The organism is Pseudonocardia xishanensis, assembly GCF_039541715.1.
In the GTDB taxonomy this organism is placed as follows: Bacteria; Actinomycetota; Actinomycetes; order Mycobacteriales; family Pseudonocardiaceae; genus Pseudonocardia; species Pseudonocardia xishanensis.
In genome coordinates, this window is record NZ_BAABGT010000021.1 from 45,194 (window position 1) to 64,013 (window position 18,820).

Sequence of the window (18,820 nt, forward strand, 5' to 3'; positions counted from 1 at the left end):
CGCGGCCATGGCACCCACTGACCCGGACCCCAAGCTGGCCGAGTACGCACACCCCGAGCGGCTGGTCACCACCGCATGGCTCGCCGAGCACCTCGGCGACCCCGACCTGGTGGTCGTCGAGTCGGACGAGGACGTGCTGCTCTACGACACCGGGCACATCCCCGGCGCGGTCAAAGTGGACTGGCACACCGAGCTCAACCACCCGGTGACCAGGGACTACGTGGATCCCGAGCAGTTCGCGCAGCTCTGCGGCGAGCGCGGGATCTCCCGGGAGAGCACCGTGGTGTTCTACGGCGACCGCAACAACTGGTGGGCCACCTACGCGCTGTGGGTGTTCCGGCTGTTCGGCCACGAGGACGTCCGGATCCTCGACGGCGGGCGGGCCAAGTGGATCGCGGAGGGCCGCGAGACCACCACCGAGCAGCCCAAGCCGCCGCAGGTCGAGTACCCGATCGTGGAGCGGGACGACATCGCGATCCGCGCCTTCAAGGAGGACGTGCTCGGCCACCTCGGCGGCCAGCTGGTCGACGTGCGGTCCCCGGGTGAGTACTCCGGCGAGCTGCTGCACATGCCGGACTACCCCCAGGAGGGCGCGGTCCGCGGCGGGCACGTGCCCGGCGCGGCCAGCGTGCCGTGGGCGCGGGCGGCGAACGAGGACGGCACCTTCAAGTCCCGGGACGAGCTCTCGGCGATCTACGAGGACGAGCAGGGCCTGTCGAAGGACGAGCCGACGATCGCGTACTGCCGCATCGGCGAGCGCTCCAGCCACACCTGGTTCGTGCTGTCCTACCTGCTCGGCTTCGAGGGCGTGCGGAACTACGACGGCAGCTGGACCGAGTGGGGCAACTCGGTGCGGGTGCCGATCGCGCAGGGCACCGAGAGAGGCTCTGCGTGAGCCTGACCCCGGCACTGGAGGAGCTGGTCGAGGACTTCGGGGCGGTCGGTACCAAGGACAAGCTGCAACTGCTGCTGGAGCTCAGCCAGGAGCTGCCCGCGCTGCCCGCGCGGTACGCGGACGCGGCGGACTCGATGGAGCAGGTCCACGAGTGCCAGTCGCCGCTGTTCCTGGCCGTGGAGGTGGACGAGGACCCCGAGCACCGGGTCCACCTGTACTTCTCCGCGCCGCCGGAGGCCCCCACGACCCGGGGCTTCGCGTCGATCATGCACACCGGGCTGGACGGTGAGCCCGCCGAGACCGTCCTCGGCGTGCCGGACGACTTCTACACCGCCCTCGGTCTCACCCAGGCCGTGAGCCCCCTGCGGATCCGGGGCATGGCCGCGATGCTCTCCCGGATCAAGCGGCAGGTCAGGGCTGCGGTCGGCGGGTCGGACGGCGGAGCGGGCGGGCAACCCTAAAGCTTCGTCAAAACCGTTCCGTCGTGGCCTGGACCACCCCCATCCTGACGTCGTCACCACGGTCCCACGAGGACCGACGACGAGGGGGTGGTCCACATGACCCGTGCACTCTCCGCAGTCTCCGACCCCGGCGACACCTGGGGCATCAGCGGCCCGGCATTCCTGCTGGGCTACGGCGTCCTGATCCTGGTCGTGCTGATCGCCGGGGTGCGTGAGCGCCGCAGGCTCGCGCGGGCCGCTCGTGGGGCCGGGCAGGGCCGGGACTGGGCGAACCTGCCGCAGGAGATCGCCTACCTCAACGGTGGGGCGGACCTGGCCGTGTACTCGGCGCTCAGCGCCCTGCACCTCGCCGGGGTGCTGCAGCCGGCGGGCAAGGGCCAGGTGCAGACCGGCGGGCGGCTCGGCTCCGAGGCGACGCCGCTCGAGCGGGCCGTGCACGCCGCCGCGGCCACCCCGATCGCGCTGCGCAGGCTGCCGTTCCACAGCGCCGTCGCCGCCGCGCTGGTCGCGGTCCGCGAGCGGCTCGTCGCGGACGGGCTGCTGCTCACCCGGGAACGCCGGGACGCGATCCGGCGGGTCGGGTTCTGGATGCTGGCCGTGGCCGCGCTCGGGCTGGTGCGGATCGTCGCCGGTGTGGCGAACGCGCGCGCCGTCGGCCTCCTGGTCGTGCTGGTGATCGTTGCGGCCGTGATCAGCGTGGTCTGGTTCGCCCGGGCACCCGAGCGCACCTCGGCCGCCGCCCCGCTGCTGGCGGAGCTGCGCGACCGGTTCGACACCCTGCACCCCACCATGCGCCCGGACTGGGTCGCGAACGGCGCCCGCGCGGCCGCCGTCGGGGTGGCGGTGTTCGGGGTCGGGGCCCTGTGGGCCTCCGCCCCCGCGTTCGCGGACGAGCTCGAGCTCCAGAAGGCCGCGGCGTTGGGCGGATCCGGCGGATCCGGCGGCTACGTCGACGGCGGGAGCAGCAGCGGCTGCGGCGGGGGCGGCAGTAGCTGCGGCGGAGGGGGTGGCGGCGGTGGCTGCGGCGGCTGACTCCGCGACCGCCGCATCACGGCGGACAGGTTCCGCCGATGCGGCAGGCCCGACCGCCTACCGGGATTCGGTCGACTCGCAGCGGGCACGTCGTCCCGACACGGCAGGCCCGACCGCCTGCCAGGTTTCGGTCGGCTCGGCGCGGGCATGTTGTGCGGAGGTGGGCGTCCCGACCGCCTCGTCGACCGGCTCGGCGGAGAGGAGCCGTGCCGTCGCCGGTGTCGGAATCGGCTGGCGGCCCGAGATCGCGCAGGTCGTGGCAGGGATCGGTGGCCTCGGCTTCTGCGAGGTGATCGCCGAGGCGATCGCGCCCGCAGCTCCGCCTCGAGGGGTGGCGGAGCTGCGGGCCCGCGGGATCGCGGTGGTTCCGCACGGGGTGCGGCTCGGGCTGGGGGACGCCGAGGGAGTCGACCCGGCCCGGGTGGCCCACCTCGCGGCCTGCGCCGAGGCGGTGGGGGCGCCACTGGTCAGCGAGCACGTCGCGTTCGTCCGGGCCGGAGGCCGGGAGGCCGGACACCTGCTCCCGGTCCCCCGGACCCGGGAGGCGCTCGCGGTCCTGGTGGAGAACGTGCGACGCACTCGGGACTCCCTCGGGGTGCCGCTGGCCGTGGAGCCGATCGCGGCCCTGTTCGACTGGCCCGAGGACGAGTTCGCCGAGGGCGACTTCCTCACCGAGCTGTTGGACCGGACCGGCGCGCTGCTGCTCCTGGACGTCGCGAACGTCTACGCGAACGCCCGCAACCGGAGCAGGGACCCGTCCGCGGTGCTGGACCGCTTCCCGCTCGACCGGGTGGCCTACGTCCACATGGCGGGCGGCGCGATGCACGACGGCCTCTACCACGACACCCACGTCGATCCCCTGCCCGGCGAGGTCCTCACGCTGCTCGACGAGGTCCGCGAGCGAGGCGCCGCCCCCGCCGTGATGCTCGAACGCGACGGCCACTACCCACCCGCCGCCGCCCTCCACGCCGAGCTCACCGCGATCGCGACCACAGCCCACCTCCCCCTCCAGACCCCCCACCTCGCCCGCGACACCACAGCCTTCGAGACCGACATCTGGGCCCGCGAGTCCGACGCCCAGGCGCGCTCGTCCGACGCCACCGCCTGTGAGCCGTCCGGCCGGCCCCGCGGGTCGGATGTCACCGCCGTGGCGTCCGTCTCGCGGACGGTGGCGTCCCACCTGCCGGCGCCGGTGTCCGACACGCGGGCTGCCGGGTCCGACTCGCGAGCTGTGGTGTCCGACGAGCGCGCCTGGGCGTCGGACTCGCGGGGGCGGCGGGCGACGCTGGTGTCGGCGCTCGTCGATGGTGGGCCCGACCCCGTCGGGGTCGATGCGGCGAGGCTGGCGGCGGTGCGGAAGGCGTTGCTGCGCAAGCGGGCCGGGGAGGCGGCGAAGTACTGGCCCCTGCTCGCGGCAGACCTCGGCTCGGGGTTCACGGCACTCGCCGTCGAGGTCCTGGCGGGCCGTTCGGTCGCAGGCGGACTGCAGGACGGGTGGGACGTCGCTCGCACGGCCCGCCTGCGGGACCTGCTCACCGACGGGGCCCGCCGCGAGCTCCGGGACCGGGAGAGTGCCCACCGGTACGACGGGATCCACGCACCGCGCCGTCGTCGGGTCCGCCTTCCCCGCCTGCGGTCAGGTCTGACCGGTTGATGACGGATCCCACACCTGATCTCGTTCTGTGTTCGCCTGGTGAACTCCTAGACTCCCCGGTAACCATGGCGTCGGCGCAACGGAGGCCGGCGAGGACCACGAGGAGCCGAAGGTGCCCGCACTGCGCAAAGTTCTCGTCGCCAACCGCGGAGAGATCGCCGTCAGGGTGATCCGAGCCGCCAAGGACGCGGGGCTTGCCAGTGTCGCCGTGTACGCGGAGCCGGATCGGGACGCGTTGTTCGTCCGGCTGGCCGACGAGGCGTTCGCCCTCGGCGGGACCACCGCGGCCGAGTCCTACCTCGACTTCGACAAGGTCATCGGCGCCGCGAAGCAGGCGGGCGCGGACGGCATCCACCCCGGCTACGGCTTCCTCAGCGAGAACGCCGACTTCGCCCAGGCCGTGATCGACGCGGGCATCACCTGGATCGGCCCGTCGCCGCAGTCCATCCGGGACCTCGGCGACAAGGTCACGGCCCGGCACATCGCCACCCGCGCGGGCGCGCCGCTCGTCCCCGGCACCAACGACCCGGTCTCCGGGGCGGACGAGGTGATCGAGTTCGCCAAGGAGTACGGCCTGCCCGTCGCGATCAAGGCGGCGTTCGGCGGCGGCGGGCGCGGCATGAAGGTCGCGCGCGAGGAGAAGGAGATCGCCGAGCTCTACGAGTCGGCGGTCCGCGAGGCCACGGCGGCGTTCGGCCGCGGCGAGTGCTTCGTCGAGCGCTACCTGGACAAGCCGCGCCACGTCGAGACCCAGGTGCTGGCGGACACGCACGGCAACGTCATCGTCGTCGGGACGCGGGACTGCTCGCTGCAGCGCCGCTTCCAGAAGCTGGTCGAGGAGGCCCCCGCGCCGTTCCTCACCGAGGAGCAGCGCAAGACCCTCTACACGGCGTCGAAGGACATCGTGAAGGAGGCGGGCTACTACGGGGCGGGCACCGTCGAGTTCCTGATCGGGCAGGACGGGCTGATCACGTTCCTCGAGGTCAACACCCGGCTGCAGGTCGAGCACCCCGTGTCCGAGGAGACCTCCGGGCTGGACCTGGTGCGCGAGCAGTTCCGCATCGCCGAGGGCCTCGAGCTCAACCTGTCGGACGACCCCGAGCCGCGCGGGCACTCCATCGAGTTCCGGATCAACGGTGAGGACGCGGGCCGCAACTTCCTGCCGGCGCCCGGCACCGTCGAGTCCATCGCGTACCCGGCGGGCCCGGGCGTGCGGGTGGACGCGGGCGTCGAGGCCGGGTCGGTCGTCGGCGGGCAGTTCGACTCGCTGCTGGCCAAGCTGATCGTCTCCGGCTCGGACCGTGCGCAGGCCCTGGAGCGCTCGCGCCGGGCGCTGGCCGAGTTCCAGGTGGGCGGCATGGCCACCGTGCTGGAGTTCCACCGGCTCGTGGTGGAGGACCCGGCGTTCACCTCGGACACCGAGGAGGGCTTCACCGTCCACACGCGGTGGATCGAGACCGAGTGGGACAACACGGTCGAGCCGTTCACCGGTGCCGCCGAGGCGGACGAGGAGACGGCGCCGCGGCAGAACGTCGTCGTCGAGGTCGGCGGCAAGCGGCTCGAGGTCTCGCTGCCCGGGGACATCTCGTTCGGCGGGGGTGGCGGTGGCGCCGCCGGCGGGAACAGCAAGGCCAAGCCGCGCAAGCGCGCCGGTGGCGGCGGGGGCGCCAAGGTCTCCGGGGACGCCGTGACCGCGCCGATGCAGGGCACGATCATCAAGGTCGCGGTGTCCGACGGGGACACGGTGAGCGCCGGCGACCTGATCGTCGTCCTCGAGGCGATGAAGATGGAGAACCCGGTCACCGCACACAAGGACGGCACCGTGACCGGACTGTCCGCCGAGGCGGGCTCGACGATCTCGCAGGGCGGCGTCGTGTGTGAGATCAAGGACTGATTGACGCGTCCCGACCGGGACGGTTGAATCCTGGACTGCCAGGTTTCGACCGTCCCGGTCGTCGTTACTGCACAAGTACACAGCGAACGAGACGCACCCGTGTGAGTCCTTCCACGGGGCCCGGTCCCTCCGCCACGCGGCCAGGACCGCGCCGCGGATCCGTCCGACCCGAGCGCTCCGCTCGGCGCGGACACGTCCTCGTCACCTCTCGAGTACGGGATCCGTCATGCCCCCTGAACTGCATGTCACCACACACATCCACACCGACGGGCCCATCCCGGGCCCACACTCACTGCTCACCCTGACCTCGGCGGCGCACACGGCCGCCGACGTCCCGATCGGCACCTTCACCGTGAACCTGCGGGAACTGCTCGGCGCCACCCTGCACCCCGCGTCGGTGCGGGAATGGCGCCCCCGGGCCGAGGAGTGGCTCTCCACCCGGCGAGCCGCACAACCCCCGGCCCTCGGCATGAGGGCGTTCACCCGCTGGGTCGCCGGGCTGCCCGGCAGGCCGGTGTTCGTCGTCGAGCCGGAGTCGTACCTGTTCGTCTACTGGTACGCGCAGCGCTACGTCGGTGAGTGGCCCTTCGCGGGGACGATCCCCGCGGAGGCGGTCGCCCACCGACACGCCGCCGCGGCGGTCTGCAGGCTGGCCACCTGCCAGGCGCAGCTCGCCCGGACCGGCTGAGAGCCCGACCCGATGCCCCCGGGGACACCGTCCTCCGGGGGCATCGGTGCGTCCGGCCCACCCCGCGGGTCCGACACCACAGCCCGCGAGTCCGACACCCCGACGCCCGAGTCCGACTCCTGTGCGTCGGACATCCCGCGTCAGGCGTCGGTCCGGTGGCCGGGGCGCACCTCGGGTCGCCCGAGCACCGCGCCCCCGACCCCGGCGATCACGGTGATCCCCGCGACGAGGATCGCGACCAGGCCGAGCCCGGAGATCCACAGGCCGAGGGTCGCGGACACCAGGCCGACCGCGAGGCCCGCTCGCGGCACGGCGGCCCCGTCGAGCCTGCGGCCGACCGCCCGGGCCGCGACGGCGGTGAGCCCGATCGCGACCAGTGCGGCGGCGCCGGGGAAGGCGGGCAGGAACACGAAGAGGAGATCGTCGACGAGCTGCGCCGCGATCCCGGCCGCGAGCACCGGGACGACCGGCACGCGGGTGGTGACGGGAGTGGTCATGCGTCCACGGTCCACCACCGTCCGCGGGCGGGGATCGGGGATGTCCCGGAGAACGACCCTCAGTCCAGGTCGGAGTGCTGCATGAGCTGGCGGCCCGCCTCGGTGATCGACCCGGACAGCGAGGGGTAGACCGAGAAGGTGTGGGCGAGGTCGTCCACACCCAGCCCGTTCTGGACCGCGAGCGCGATGGGCAGCACCAGCTCGCTCGCCACCGGCGCGACGACGACGCCGCCGATCACCACACCCGTCGCCGGGCGGCAGAACAGCTTCACGAACCCGCGCCGCAGCCCGCGCATCTTCGCCCGCGGGTTGGTGGACAGCGGAAGCATCACCGTGCGCGCCGGGACCTCGCCGGCGTCGATCGCCCGCTGGCTGATCCCGACGGTCGCGATCTCCGGCCGGGTGAAGACGTTCGAGGCGACGGTGCGCAGCCGGATGGGCGCGACCCCCTCGCCGAGCGCGTGCCACATGGCGATCCGGCCCTGCATCGACCCGACGGAGGCGAGCATGAGCAGCCCGGTGCAGTCCCCCGCGGCGTAGATGCCGGGGACGGACGTACGGGACACCCGGTCGACCGGGACGAAGCCGCCGCGGTCGGTCTCGATGCCGATCTTCTCCAGCCCGATGTCCGCCGTGTTCGGCACCGACCCGACGGTCATCAGCGCGTGGGACCCGCGCACGACCCGACCGTCCGCCAGTGTGACGACGACCTCGTCCCCGTCCCGCACCACGGACTCGGCCCGCGCCTTCGGCAGGATCTCGACGCCGCGTTCGGCGAAGACGTCCTCCAGCACGGCCGCGGCGTCCGCGTCCTCGCTCGGCAGGACGCGGTCCCGGCTGGAGATCAGGGTGACGCGGCAGCCCAGCTCGACGTACGCGGAGCAGAACTCCGCGCCGGTCACCCCGGAGCCGACGACGATCAGGTGCTCCGGCAGTGCAGGCAGGTCGTAGAGCTGGCGCCAGGTGAGGATGCGCTCGCCGTCCGGGCGGGCGGAGTCCAGCACGCGCGGCGTGGCGCCGGTCGCGATCAGGACGGTGTCCGCGGGGAGCTTCTCGACGGTGCCGTCGTGGTGGCGGGCCTCGACGGTGTGCGGCATCCGACCGGAGGTCTCGTCCAGGAACGACGCCCGACCGTGGATGATCCGCACGCCCTCGGACTCGACGCGCGCCCGGATGTCCGCCGACTGCGCCTGGGCCAGCCCCTTGACCCGGCTGTTGACCTTCGGCAGGTCGACGCCCTCCGTGTCCCGGTCCAGCAGCACACCGAGGTCCTCGGCGCGGTGCAGGTCGACCCGGACCGCCGCCGAGGAGATGAACGTCTTCGACGGCACGCAGTCGTGGATCACACACGCGCCGCCCATGCCGTCCGACTCGACGACGGTCACATCGCTGCCGTGCTGCGCCGCGACCAACGCCGCCTCGTACCCGGCGGGCCCGCCGCCCATGATCACGATGCGGGTCACTGTCGCACGTCCCCTCGGTGCCTCGGTGGTGGTGCTCGGCGCCTGTGCGGTGAGCTTCGGCCCCACCCTAAGCGGGCGAGGGATGCCCGCGGGACCCGACCCTGGTGCTCGCCGTTACCCTGTCCCCGTGCCGCTCTACGCCGCCTACGGGTCGAACATGGACCCGGACCAGATGAAGGAGCGCGCCCCGCACTCGCCGATGGCGGGCACGGGGTGGCTGATGGGATGGCGGCTGACCTTCGGCGGGGAGGACTACGCCTGGGAGGGCGCCCTCTCCACCGTCGTCGAGGACCCCGACTCCCAGGTGTTCGTCGTGCTCTACGACGTGACGGACCAGGACGCCGCCCAGCTGGACCGCTGGGAGGGTGGCGAGCTCGGCCTCCACAAGAAGCTGCGGCTGCGGGTGCAGACCCTCGAGGGCAGCGTGCTGCCGTGGATCTACGTCCTCAACGCCTACGAGGGCGGCACCCCGAGTGCGCGCTACCTCGGCGTGATCGCGGACGCCGCGGAGGCCGCGGGCGCCCCGGACGACTACGTCACAGAGCTCCGCAACCGCCCCAGCCAGAAGAGCATCTGACCCGAGACGCCTCCCGAGCTCGCGGAGCAGGAAGAGCACCCGCCCTGTCGCGTCGTGGATCGGGTGGTTGAGCACCGGGTTCGGGAAGCCCAGATCGACGATCCGGAACTGGCGGCAACTCGACCAACAGCGCCGCCCGCCTGGTCCCCCGCCGGTCCGTCCGCTGCCCGATGCGCTGTCGGACCCTCGCACGGAGTGCCCCGGGATCGTCGGCGAGTCCGAGTGCCTCGTCGAACGCGGCGCCCTCGCCCGCGAACAGGACCGCCGCGCCGACCAGCACCGACGGGTCGTCCGCCGGGCGCGCGGGCACGAGCACACCCGGCCACGGCATGCGCCACTCCCCCGCCTCGATGGCGGACCGTGCCGCACGCTCGCCGATCTCACGCGCCAGCCTGGTCCGGCGTACCGCGCCCTGGAGGGTCTCGATGGTGTCCATGGGCACAGCGTGACGGTGAACCGCATTCACCGGGGGAATCCATCCACAGGGTCGGGAACCTGTGGACAACCGATCCCCCGGTGTCCGACTCGGACGTCGGAACCGGGGGACTCGCGGGGGTGCGGGGGTGGACCCGGGCCGTCAGGCCAGGGCCTGGAGGGCGCTGTTGACCAGGACCCGGACGCCGAAGGGCAGGGCGCGCTCGTCCAGGTCGAAGGTGGGCTGGTGGATGTCCTTCATCGGGCCCACCCCCGACCACACACCGAGCCTGGCCATCGCGCCCGGCACCTTCTCCAGGTACCACGCGAAGTCCTCGCCGCCGGAGGACTGCTCGGTCTCCGCGGCGGCGTCGAGCCCTCCGGTCAGGATGGCCGCATCCCGCAGGATGCCGGAGCTGTCCGCGTCGTTGACCACGGGCGGGACGCCGCGGACGTGGTCGATCACGTACCCCACCCCGAGCGGGGCGAGCACGGCCGCGACCAGCGCCCGGAACCTGTCCTCGAGCTCGGTCCACGTGGTGTGGTCGGCGGTGCGCAGCGTGCCGCGCAGCACGCCGTTCTGCGGGATGGCGTTGGCGGCCTCACCGGCCTGCACGGCACCCCAGACCAGCACGGTGCCGGAGCGCGGGTCCACCTGGCGGGTCAGCAGCAGCGGCAGCTGGGTGATCAGCAGCCCGAGGGCCTCGACGAGGTCCGCGGTGAGGTGCGGACGGGCGGTGTGCCCGCCCGGCGAGGTCAGCCGGATCTCCACGACGTCGCACGCCGAGGTGATCGGGCCGACGCGCGTGCCGAGCCTGCCGACCTCCAGGCGCGGGTCGCAGTGCAACGCGAAGATGCGCTCCACGTCCCCCATCGCGCCGTCGGCGACGACGTCCAGCGCACCGCCGGGCTGGACCTCCTCGGCGGGTTGGAACACCAGCCGCACGCGCCCGGGCAGCGAGGGCGCGGACGCCAGCGCCAACCCGGCGCCGAGCACCATCGCGGTGTGGGCGTCGTGTCCGCAGGCGTGCATCACGTTCGGCACGGTGGACGCGAAGGGCAGCCCGGTCTCCTCGGGCAGCGGGAGCGCGTCCAGGTCGGCGCGCAGGGCCACGCAGCGGTCGCCGCGGCCCACGTCACAGACGAGGCCGGTGCCGCCGGGCAGGGTGCGGGGCTCGAGACCGGCGGCCATCAGGCGGCGGGCCACGAGGGCGGTCGTGCGATGCTCGTCGCGACCGAGTTCGGGTACGGAGTGCAGCGATCGACGGACGGCAACGACGTCGCCGCGGTGGGCCTGCAGCCACTGGTCGAGCCAGGCCGGGCCGGTGCCCGCGCCGAGGTCGGCGACGACGTCGTCGTCGCCACTGGCCGCGAGCTCGGGGTGCGCCTCGAGTAGGGTCACCGGGCACCGCCCGGGACCGCCCCCAGAGGGCTCTTCGCTCTGTCCTGCATGACCCCATGGTGCTCACCCGGACAGCGGTGTACCAACCCGAAACAGGCAGTTCACCGGGTATCCGCGCCGAGGGGTCGGTGATCTGCTGTCGCCGGTCGGCGCACTCGTGACGAGCGGTTGTCGCCGGTTGCGACGAACGGGCGGACCCGCCGTTCGGCGCCGGCGGCGAGACTGCACAGCGTTGTCACCCGGTCACGTGACGTAGACGTTTGTGCTGGTCAATGCCCCCGAAGGCGGACCCCGGAGTCACCGCCCGCACCGGCACCGGGAGAATGGCGGACGTGTCCACGCAGGAAGACGAGCAGCCGGGCCGCGTCGTCGGCGACCGGTACCGCCTCTCCGGCCAGCTCGGCAGCGGTGCGATGGGCACGGTCTGGTCCGGCTACGACGAGGTGCTGCGCCGTCGCGTGGCCGTCAAGGAGCTGAAGGTCCCCCGCGGCATCCCGGAGCGCGAGGCGCTCGGCATGCGCGAGCGGATGCTGCGCGAGGCACGCGCGCTCGGCGGGCTCTCGCACCCGAACGTCATCACCGTGTTCGACGTCGTCGACGCCGAGGGCGAGCCGCTGGTCGTCCTCGAGCTGGTCCCGTCCCGCAACCTGGCCACGATCATCCAGGAGACCGGCGGGCTGTCGGCGAACCAGGCGGCCGTCGTGGGGTACGCCACGGCCGCCGCGCTGCGGGCGGCGCACCGGGCCGGGATCACGCACCGGGACGTCAAGCCGGGCAACGTGCTGGTCGCCCACGACGGGCGGATCAAGCTCACCGACTTCGGCATCGCGCGCAACTCGTCGGACGCGCCGATGACCACCGCCGGGCTCGTCCTCGGCTCCCCCGCCTACATCGCCCCCGAGGTCGCGATGGGCGGGGCGGTCACGCCCGCGGCGGACCTGTGGGGCCTGGGCGCCACGCTCTTCGCGGCGATCGAGGGCCGCCCGCCGTACGACGTCAAGGGCGACCCGGTCTCCACCATCACCGAGGTGGTCGACGGCGACGTCCCCCGCCCCCGCGAGATGGGCCCCGTCGCGGACGTGATCGCGGCGCTGATGGTCAAGGACCCCGACCAGCGGATGCCGCTGGAGGAGGTCCGGCGCAGGCTGCGGCCGCTGATGGACGACCCGGACGATCCGCTCTACCCCGGCTCACCGGACGCCCCCACCACGTACTCGCAGGTCACGCCCCGTCCGGAGACCGTCCCGGAGCCGCGCGTGGCCGCGTCGGGTCCGGTGTGGGAGTCCAGCGCCCGGATTCCCGCGCGCGGCACCCCGCTGGCCGCCGCGCCGGGCCCCCTGCCCAGCGGTTCCCACGCCGCGCACGGCATGCCGCCGCCCATGCCCGCCCGCCCGCCGGTGCACGTCGAGACGCCGGTGCGGCCGCGGCCGCCGCAGCCCACGGGCCTGCCCGCGCGCTGGGCCGTGCCACTGGCCGTCGCGGGGGCGCTGCTGGTGCTGCTCGGCGCGGCGGGCGGCTACATGGCCACCCGCACCCTCGGCGGGCAGTCGGCCCTGTCCACGGTCACCCTGACCCGGGCGACGGACCCGACCACCGTCGTGTCCGACGGCTGGTCGGTCGCGGTGCCCGCGGGCTGGGAGCGCGCCGACCGGGACGGGCTCGTCCGCTGGCTGAGCCCGGACTCGTCCGAGGAGATCGCGCTGTGGCGCACCGGGACCACCGCGGACGTCGCCGCGGGGTTCACCGCCGAGCGGCTCGGCGTCGACTCCGTCGTCCCGGGCGCCTCAGGGCCGGTCACGGGTGCCCAGGTGGACGCCGTGGACTCGCGCTACACCAGCGTGTCGGGCGGGGTGTCCCGGTCGACGGTGGTCCGTACCGTCCCGGTGCCGGACGGCGTGTGGGCCGTCGCGCTGACCGTGCCGACCGAGCACTCGGGCACCCGGTCGGAGGAGCTGTTCGCGAGGGTGGCGAACAGCCTGTCCCCGCCCGCCTGACCGCGGTGGACCACTCCGCCGTCCGGGGCGGACCCGTCGGTGGCGCCTCCTAGGGTGGTCACCATGAGCACCGATCTCGCGCAGGAGGCCGCCGGGGCGCTGGCCCGGGCCACCGGGGTGGCCGCCCACGACGTCGCCGTGGTCCTCGGGTCCGGCTGGCGTCCGGCTGTGGACGTGATCGGCTCCGGGGGCGCCGAGGTCCGGATGGACGCGCTGCCCGGCTTCGTACCGCCCGCGGTGCAGGGCCACGGCGGCACCATCCGGTCCGTGGCGGTCGGCGGTCGCCGGGTGCTGGTCCTGTTGGGCCGCACGCACGCCTACGAGGGGCATCCGGTCGAGGCCGTGGTGCACGGCGTGCGCACCGCGATCGCGGCGGGCTGTCAGACCGTGGTGCTCACCAACGCCGCGGGCGGCATCCGCGAGGGGATGGCCGTGGGCCAGCCGGTACTGATCTCCGACCACCTCAACCTGCTGGCCCGGTCGCCGCTGGTCGGGCCGCTGTTCACCGACCTCACCGACCTGTACTCGGCGCGGCTGCGCGCGCTGGCGCGCGAGGTCGACCCCTCGCTCGAGGAGGGGGTGTACGCGGGTCTGCCCGGCCCCCACTTCGAGACGCCGGCGGAGATCCGGATGCTGCGCGGGCTCGGCGCCGACCTGGTCGGCATGTCGACCGTGCTCGAGGCGATCGCCGCCCGTGCCGCAGGCGCCGAGGTCTTCGGGTTGTCGCTGGTCACGAACCTCGCCGCGGGCATGACCGGGGAACCGCTGAACCACGAGGAGGTCCTCGAGGCGGGGCGGGCCGCGGCCACGCGGATGGGTGAGCTGCTGCGCGACCTCGTCGCCCGCGCCTGATGGACCCTCGACTGCGGGACCGGGCGATGCGGTGGATCGCGGACGATCCCGACCCGGCCACCCGGGACGCGCTGCAGAGGCTGGTCGTCGCCGGGATGACCGGCGGGGACACCGCGGAGCTGGCCGAGGTGATGTCCGGCCCGCTCACCTTCGGGACCGCGGGGCTGCGGGGGCCGGTGCGGGCGGGGCCCGCCGGGATGAACGTCGCCGTCGTCCGACGGGCGACGGCCGGGGTGGCGGCGTGGTTGCGGGCCGGAGGGTCGGGCTCGCGGGCGGTGGGTACGGGCTCGCCGGTGGTGGTCGGGAGGGATGCGCGGTACGGGTCCGAGGTCTTCGCGGGCGAGGCCGCCGGGGTGTTCGCGGCGGCCGGGTTCACGACCTACGTCCTGCCCGAACCGCTCCCCACCCCGCTGCTCGCCTTCGCGGTCCGCAGGCTCGGCGCGGTCGCGGGCGTGCAGGTCACCGCCTCGCACAATCCCAAGGCGGACAACGGGTACAAGGTCTATCTCGGAGACGGCGCCCAGCTCGTCCCGCCCGCGGACGCGGAGATCGAGGCGGCCATCGCGGCGCAGCCCGCCGCCGTCGCGATCCCGGTGGGCGGTCCCACCCGGACATACGACCCCCGGGAGGAGTACCTGGCGCGCGTCGCCACCCTGCGCACCGGCGGCCCACCCCTGCGGATCGCGCTCACCCCGATGCACGGCGTCGGCGGGGCGACGGCGGTGCACGCCCTGTCCCGCAGCGGGTTCACAGACGTCCACGTCGTCTCCGAGCAGGCCGCGCCGGACCCCGGGTTCCCCACGGTCACGTTCCCGAACCCGGAGGAGCCGGGGGCGACCGACCTGCTGCTCGCGCTCGCCGCCCGCGTGGACGCCGATCTCGCGGTCGCCCTGGACCCGGACGCGGACCGCTGCGCCCTCGCCGTCCCCACACCGCAGGGTTGGCGACAGCTGACCGGGGACGAGACCGGCGTCCTGCTCGGCGACCACGTCCTGCGGCACCGGGCGGGGCTCGTGGCCACCACGGTGGTGTCGTCGACGATGCTCGCGAAGGTCGCCGCCGCCCACGGTGCCGGGTTCGCGGAGACCCTCACCGGGTTCAAGTGGATCGTCCGCGGTGGCCCGGGCCTCGTGTACGGCTACGAGGAGGCGATCGGGTACTGCGTGGACCCGGAGGCGGTGCGGGACAAGGACGGGATCGCCGCGGCCGTCGTCGCCGCCGATCTCGCCGCCGGGCTGCGCGCCGAAGGCCGGACCCTCCTCGACCGGCTGGACGAGCTCTCCCGTGCCCACGGTGTGCACCGCACGGTGGGCGTCTCACGGCGGATGGAGCCCGCGGCGGGAGCGGCCGTCGTCTCCAGGCTGGTCGACGCGCCGCCGGCGGAGTGGGAGGCCGACCGGCCCGCCCCGGACGTCCTGCGGCTGCGCAGGGCGGGCGCACGGGTCGTCGTGCGGCCGTCGGGGACCGAGCCGAAGCTCAAGGCCTACCTGGAGGTCGTCGAGGAGCCCACCGACGACCTCGGCGGTGCGCGGGAGCGGGCGGACGCGCGGATGTCCGCCCTGCGGGAGGAGGTGGATTCGTGGCTGTCCTCCTGATCGTCCACCACACGCCGTCGCCCGCCTGCCGGGAGCTGCTGGACGAGGTGCGGCGCGGCGCAACGGATCCCGAGATCACCGGTGTCGAGGTGCGCGCGCGGGCCGCGTTGGCGGCCACGGCGTCGGACCTGTTGGCGGCGGACGCGGTCGTGCTCGGCACCCCGGCGAACATCGGGTACATGTCCGGCGCGCTGAAGCACTTCTTCGACCAGGTCTTCTACGTCTGCGGCGAGGACACACGCGGCCTGCCGTTCGGCCTGTACGTGCACGGCAACCAGGGCGTGGAGGGCGCGGTGCAGGCCGTCGGGACGATCACCGGGGCGATGGGCTGGACGCAGTCCGCGGAGACCGTCACGGTCACCGGCGCACCGGACCGGGCCGCGCGCGAGGCGTGCTGGGAGCTCGGCGCGACGGTCGCGGCGGGGATCAGCCGGTAGGCGCAAGGGGGGCCGCGCGGCGAGCCGCCAGCCAGCCGCTGATCTCCGTGCTCCACATCGCCGCGATCTTGGCGTAACCGCCCGCGTTGGCGTGCAGCGCGTCGGTGAAGTCGCCCGCGGACAACAGCCGCGAGGTGTCGACGAACTCGATCGACCGGCCCTCCGCGCGGTACCGAGCCACGATCCCGGGGGTGAGCCGGGCCAGCTCGGCGCGGTCCGCCAGGTGGGTGGGCAGCGCGGCCCAGATCCCGGCGACGATCACGTGGGTGCGGGGGGCGCCCGCGAAGACCTCGGCGAGCAGCCGGTCCAGCCGGGCGGCGGCGGTGGTCCCTGAGGTGCCCGAGTTGACGTCGTTCGTGCCCATGTGGAGCAGCACCACGTCCGGGTCCGCGGCGGCGACCCAGGCCCGGACCTGCGGGGTCATCCGCTGCAGGGTCCACCCGGAGTGGCCCTCGTTGTCCGGGTCCGCCATGTCGGCGGGACCGGTGTGCTGCGAGCCGACGAAGTCGACGCGGATGCCGTCGCCCGCGAGGTCCGCGTAGAGGGGCCCGCGGTATCCCGCGGTCGCGGGGCTGCCGACCCCCGCGGTGCTCGACGCGCCGAGCGGCATCACCCGCAGCGGAAGACCGGCGCCCCCGAGCACGCTCTGGCCGGTGGTGCGGACGGCGGCGGGCGTCGGGTCGTCCGCGGGGAGGGCCACGAGCACGAGGCCCGCGAGCAGCAGCCCGGCCAGCGGGGTGCGGACGTGTCGCACCCACCTCGACCCGCGCATCGCGCCTCCCCCGCCCGGAGCCCGTCCCGACCGGGGAATCTCTCGACGGGTCCGCGGCGTTACGTCCGACCCGTCACAGGTTCGTCACACCCCCGTGTCCTGTGCGTGACACGCCAGGTGTCGGGCCGGACCGGCCGCCGTCACCGGATCGGAGGTAATCTCCGCCACGTGCCCCGGCCCAAGGTCCACGACGACGTGTTACGCGCCAAGCTCCGTGGGCGCGCGTCGGAGCTGCTGAGCGAGCACGGGGTCACCGGGCTCTCGCTGCGGACGCTGGCCGCGGACGTCGGGACGTCGACCACCGCCGTGTACGCGCTGTTCGGCGGCAAGCCCGGTCTGGTCAAGTCCCTGGTGGACGACGCGTTCCGGCGCCTCCGGCACACCCTCGCCGACGTCCCGGAGACACCCGACCCGGCCGAGCGCCTGGTCGCGATGGCCGAGGCCTACCGCGCCGACGCGCTGCACGACCCCCACCTCTACGACGCCATGTTCGACCGCGACCGGCTCGACGCCGAGTCCCGCGACCTCCAGGAGGAGGCGTTCGCCCCGCTGGTCGAGGCCGTGGAGGCCGCGGCGGCGGCCAAGGTCCTCCGCGACGACGCGGATCCGAGCACGGTCGCCCTGGCCCTCTGGTCGGCCCTGCACGGCCTGGTGTCGATCCAGCTCCACGCCCACCGCCCGCGGGAGGTGGAGGACCCCGCGACCGGCTCCGGCGCCGTCCTCCGCGCCGTGGTCGACGGCTGGCGCCCCTGACCGTCCCCGAGCGCCTCGCCCACACCGAGGCGTCGGGACTCGCGGGCCGTGGCGTCGGACTCGCGGGCTCGGGTGTCCCCGTCACGGTGCGGGGTGTTGCTCGCGCGGGCGACGGTGATCCCCTCCCGGTCAGACGGTGCCGAACTGGCGGTCGCCCGCGTCTCCCAGGCCGGGGACGATGAAGGCGGAGTCGTTGAGGCGGTCGTCGATCGCCGCCGTCACCACGCGGGCGGGGAGGCCGCTCTCGGACAGCTTGCGGATGCCTTCGGGCGCCGCCAGGACGCAGACCGCCGTGACGTCGTCCGCGCCGCGGGCCGTGAGCAGGCGGACGGTGTGGATCATCGAGCCGCCCGTCGCGAGCATCGGGTCCAGCACGAACACCGGGCGGCCGACCAGGGACTCCGGCAGGGACTCCATGTACGGCGTGGGCTGGTGGGTCGTCTCGTCCCGCGCCATCCCGACGAACCCGACCTCCGCCTCGGGGATCAGGCTCTGCGCGGCGTCGACCATGCCGAGCCCGGCCCGCAGGACCGGCACCAGGATCGGCGGTGCCTGCAGCCGGTGCCCGACCGTCCGGGCGACGGGGGTGTGGATCGGGAAGGCCGTGACCCCGAAGTCCCGCGTCGCCTCCACGACGAGCAGCAGGGTGAGGTCGCGCAGGGCCGCGCGGAAGGCGGCCATGTCCGTTCGGGCGTCCCGCATAGTGGTGAGCCGAGCGAGGGCCAGCGGGTGTTCGACGACGCGGACGTCCATGACGCGGAACCGTACCGATTGCACCGCGGAGCCGGCCGAGTCGGCCGTCGACCCTGTCCGGGCGACGTGAACGGTCAACCATCGTGGTCGAACGGTCACTCTCCGTCTTTCAACGGTGAGTCGCGTACGTCCGTCGCGGGTCCCCCGACACCCGGTCGGGCAGATCGTCGTGCCCGCACCGCGCACACGTGACACCAAGATCATCTTGGGTCGTCACGCGGAGTGCACGCCGAGTGACGGTGACACCAGTGATCATCGCGGTCGTGCGCGCAGCGTCCCGGTTCCCGGACCGTCGGTGACCACAGACCGCTTTCACCGCACCCGAACGGGTGGTATGCGACGAAGACTGTCACGCCGGAGCCGTCCCCGACGCTGTACTAGCTGACAAGGAGGTGATCCGGTGCCGGAGAACACGACCTCGGAGGAGCAGACCCTGGTGGCTGCCGCCGAGAAGCTCACCCAGTGCGACGGCTACGTGGTGCTCGCCGTCGACCCGCAGACCGGGGAGGTGGACGCGCACGGCCCGTTCGACGGGCTGACCGCGACCGTGAAGGCCGACCAGCTGCGCCGCGACTTCGATCGCGGGGGCCTGGAGGACGTCACGGTCGGCGTCGTCCGTCTGCACAGCTCCACCTGACCTCCGAGCGGCACCCCGGCCCCCGAGCCGGACGCCGGTCACCCGGACCT

At 73.9% G+C, this 18,820-nt stretch carries 18 protein-coding genes; 13 read left to right on the forward strand and 5 right to left on the reverse strand.

Annotated features, from left to right (window positions below):
- Nucleotides 1–7: 7 nt before the first annotated feature.
- The 6 genes from ABD993_RS06560 (at nt 8) to ABD993_RS06585 (ending at nt 6,624) form a co-directional block, all read left to right on the forward strand.
- Nucleotides 8–895, forward strand: a complete 888-nt coding sequence (locus tag ABD993_RS06560; protein WP_345413731.1) for a sulfurtransferase — start codon at nt 8–10, stop codon at nt 893–895.
- Nucleotides 892–1,356 (forward strand): SufE family protein, encoded by a 465-nt coding sequence (locus ABD993_RS06565; RefSeq protein ID WP_345413733.1) that lies wholly within the window; start codon nt 892–894, stop codon nt 1,354–1,356. The genes ABD993_RS06560 and ABD993_RS06565 overlap by 4 nt, the downstream gene beginning before the upstream one ends.
- Nucleotides 1,357–1,452: 96 nt before the next feature.
- Nucleotides 1,453–2,388, forward strand: a complete 936-nt coding sequence (locus ABD993_RS06570) for a TIGR04222 domain-containing membrane protein (protein WP_345413735.1) — start codon at nt 1,453–1,455, stop codon at nt 2,386–2,388.
- Nucleotides 2,389–2,548: 160 nt separating this feature from the next.
- On the forward strand, nt 2,549–4,042 hold the full coding sequence (locus tag ABD993_RS06575) for an MbnB/TglH/ChrH family RiPP precursor modification enzyme (protein ID WP_345413737.1): 1,494 nt from the start codon (nt 2,549–2,551) through the stop codon (nt 4,040–4,042).
- Nucleotides 4,043–4,154: 112 nt separating this feature from the next.
- Complete coding sequence (locus ABD993_RS06580; protein WP_345413739.1) at nt 4,155–5,936, forward strand: acetyl/propionyl/methylcrotonyl-CoA carboxylase subunit alpha; 1,782 nt, start codon at nt 4,155–4,157, stop codon at nt 5,934–5,936.
- 226 nt (nt 5,937–6,162) lie between these two features.
- Nucleotides 6,163–6,624: a hypothetical protein gene (locus ABD993_RS06585; protein WP_345413741.1), complete on the forward strand. Its 462-nt coding sequence runs from the start codon at nt 6,163–6,165 to the stop codon at nt 6,622–6,624.
- Between the two features lie 140 nt (nt 6,625–6,764).
- Here ABD993_RS06585 and ABD993_RS06590 read toward each other — a convergent pair whose 3' ends face one another.
- Nucleotides 6,765–7,121: a hypothetical protein gene (locus ABD993_RS06590; protein ID WP_345413744.1), complete on the reverse strand. Its 357-nt coding sequence runs from the start codon at nt 7,119–7,121 to the stop codon at nt 6,765–6,767.
- A 59-nt stretch (nt 7,122–7,180) separates the two neighbouring features.
- Nucleotides 7,181–8,584 (reverse strand): NAD(P)H-quinone dehydrogenase, encoded by a 1,404-nt coding sequence (locus ABD993_RS06595; RefSeq protein ID WP_345413746.1) that lies wholly within the window; start codon nt 8,582–8,584, stop codon nt 7,181–7,183.
- Nucleotides 8,585–8,711: 127 nt separating this feature from the next.
- On the opposite strand from ABD993_RS06595, the gene ABD993_RS06600 reads away from it, so the two are divergent.
- Nucleotides 8,712–9,161 (forward strand): gamma-glutamylcyclotransferase family protein, encoded by a 450-nt coding sequence (locus ABD993_RS06600; RefSeq protein WP_345413747.1) that lies wholly within the window; start codon nt 8,712–8,714, stop codon nt 9,159–9,161.
- Nucleotides 9,162–9,738: 577 nt separating this feature from the next.
- Here ABD993_RS06600 and ABD993_RS06605 read toward each other — a convergent pair.
- Nucleotides 9,739–10,977 (reverse strand): amidohydrolase, encoded by a 1,239-nt coding sequence (locus tag ABD993_RS06605; RefSeq protein WP_345413749.1) that lies wholly within the window; start codon nt 10,975–10,977, stop codon nt 9,739–9,741.
- Between the two features lie 332 nt (nt 10,978–11,309).
- Here ABD993_RS06605 and ABD993_RS06610 point away from each other — a divergent pair, with 332 nt between their 5' ends.
- The 4 genes from ABD993_RS06610 to ABD993_RS06625 all read left to right on the forward strand — a co-directional run bounded on the left by ABD993_RS06610 (nt 11,310) and on the right by ABD993_RS06625 (nt 15,855).
- On the forward strand, nt 11,310–12,971 hold the full coding sequence (locus ABD993_RS06610) for a serine/threonine-protein kinase (protein ID WP_345413750.1): 1,662 nt from the start codon (nt 11,310–11,312) through the stop codon (nt 12,969–12,971).
- A 63-nt stretch (nt 12,972–13,034) separates the two neighbouring features.
- Nucleotides 13,035–13,823 (forward strand): purine-nucleoside phosphorylase, encoded by a 789-nt coding sequence (locus tag ABD993_RS06615; RefSeq protein WP_345413753.1) that lies wholly within the window; start codon nt 13,035–13,037, stop codon nt 13,821–13,823.
- Nucleotides 13,823–15,418 (forward strand): phospho-sugar mutase, encoded by a 1,596-nt coding sequence (locus ABD993_RS06620; RefSeq protein ID WP_345413755.1) that lies wholly within the window; start codon nt 13,823–13,825, stop codon nt 15,416–15,418. Before ABD993_RS06615 ends, ABD993_RS06620 begins: the two co-directional genes overlap by 1 nt.
- Nucleotides 15,403–15,855 (forward strand): flavodoxin family protein, encoded by a 453-nt coding sequence (locus tag ABD993_RS06625; protein ID WP_345413756.1) that lies wholly within the window; start codon nt 15,403–15,405, stop codon nt 15,853–15,855. The genes ABD993_RS06620 and ABD993_RS06625 overlap by 16 nt, the downstream gene beginning before the upstream one ends.
- On the opposite strand, the gene ABD993_RS06630 is transcribed toward ABD993_RS06625, so the two are convergent.
- Entirely contained in the window at nt 15,845–16,627 is a 783-nt protein-coding gene (locus tag ABD993_RS06630; protein ID WP_345413758.1) for an SGNH/GDSL hydrolase family protein, read from the reverse strand. The two genes, ABD993_RS06625 and ABD993_RS06630, sit on opposite strands and share 11 nt — an antisense overlap.
- 168 nt (nt 16,628–16,795) lie before the next feature.
- Here ABD993_RS06630 and ABD993_RS06635 point away from each other — a divergent pair, with 168 nt between their 5' ends.
- Nucleotides 16,796–17,380 (forward strand): TetR/AcrR family transcriptional regulator, encoded by a 585-nt coding sequence (locus tag ABD993_RS06635; protein WP_345413760.1) that lies wholly within the window; start codon nt 16,796–16,798, stop codon nt 17,378–17,380.
- Between the two features lie 129 nt (nt 17,381–17,509).
- Here the strand turns inward: ABD993_RS06635 and upp are convergent, their stop codons facing one another.
- Entirely contained in the window at nt 17,510–18,133 is a 624-nt protein-coding gene (upp, locus tag ABD993_RS06640; RefSeq protein ID WP_345413762.1) for a uracil phosphoribosyltransferase, read from the reverse strand.
- Nucleotides 18,134–18,533: 400 nt separating this feature from the next.
- Between upp and ABD993_RS06645 the strand changes: the two genes are divergently transcribed.
- A complete protein-coding gene (locus tag ABD993_RS06645; RefSeq protein ID WP_093077288.1) occupies nt 18,534–18,770 on the forward strand; it encodes a hypothetical protein in 237 nt (78 codons plus the stop codon).
- The last annotated feature ends 50 nt before the right edge of the window (nt 18,771–18,820 follow it).

Bases quoted from the DNA above. Each gene is read 5' to 3' on its own strand.
- ABD993_RS06560 (WP_345413731.1), top strand. From the start codon at position 8: ATGGCACCCACTGACCCGGACCCCAAGCTGGCCGAGTACGCACACCCC.
- ABD993_RS06570 (WP_345413735.1), top strand. From the start codon at position 1,453: ATGACCCGTGCACTCTCCGCAGTCTCCGACCCCGGCGACACCTGGGGC.
- ABD993_RS06585 (WP_345413741.1), top strand. From the start codon at position 6,163: ATGCCCCCTGAACTGCATGTCACCACACACATCCACACCGACGGGCCC.
- ABD993_RS06590 (WP_345413744.1), bottom strand. From the start codon at position 7,121: ATGACCACTCCCGTCACCACCCGCGTGCCGGTCGTCCCGGTGCTCGCG.
- ABD993_RS06615 (WP_345413753.1), top strand. From the start codon at position 13,035: ATGAGCACCGATCTCGCGCAGGAGGCCGCCGGGGCGCTGGCCCGGGCC.
- ABD993_RS06620 (WP_345413755.1), top strand. From the start codon at position 13,823: ATGGACCCTCGACTGCGGGACCGGGCGATGCGGTGGATCGCGGACGAT.
- ABD993_RS06630 (WP_345413758.1), bottom strand. From the start codon at position 16,627: ATGCGCGGGTCGAGGTGGGTGCGACACGTCCGCACCCCGCTGGCCGGG.
- upp (WP_345413762.1), bottom strand. From the start codon at position 18,133: ATGGACGTCCGCGTCGTCGAACACCCGCTGGCCCTCGCTCGGCTCACC.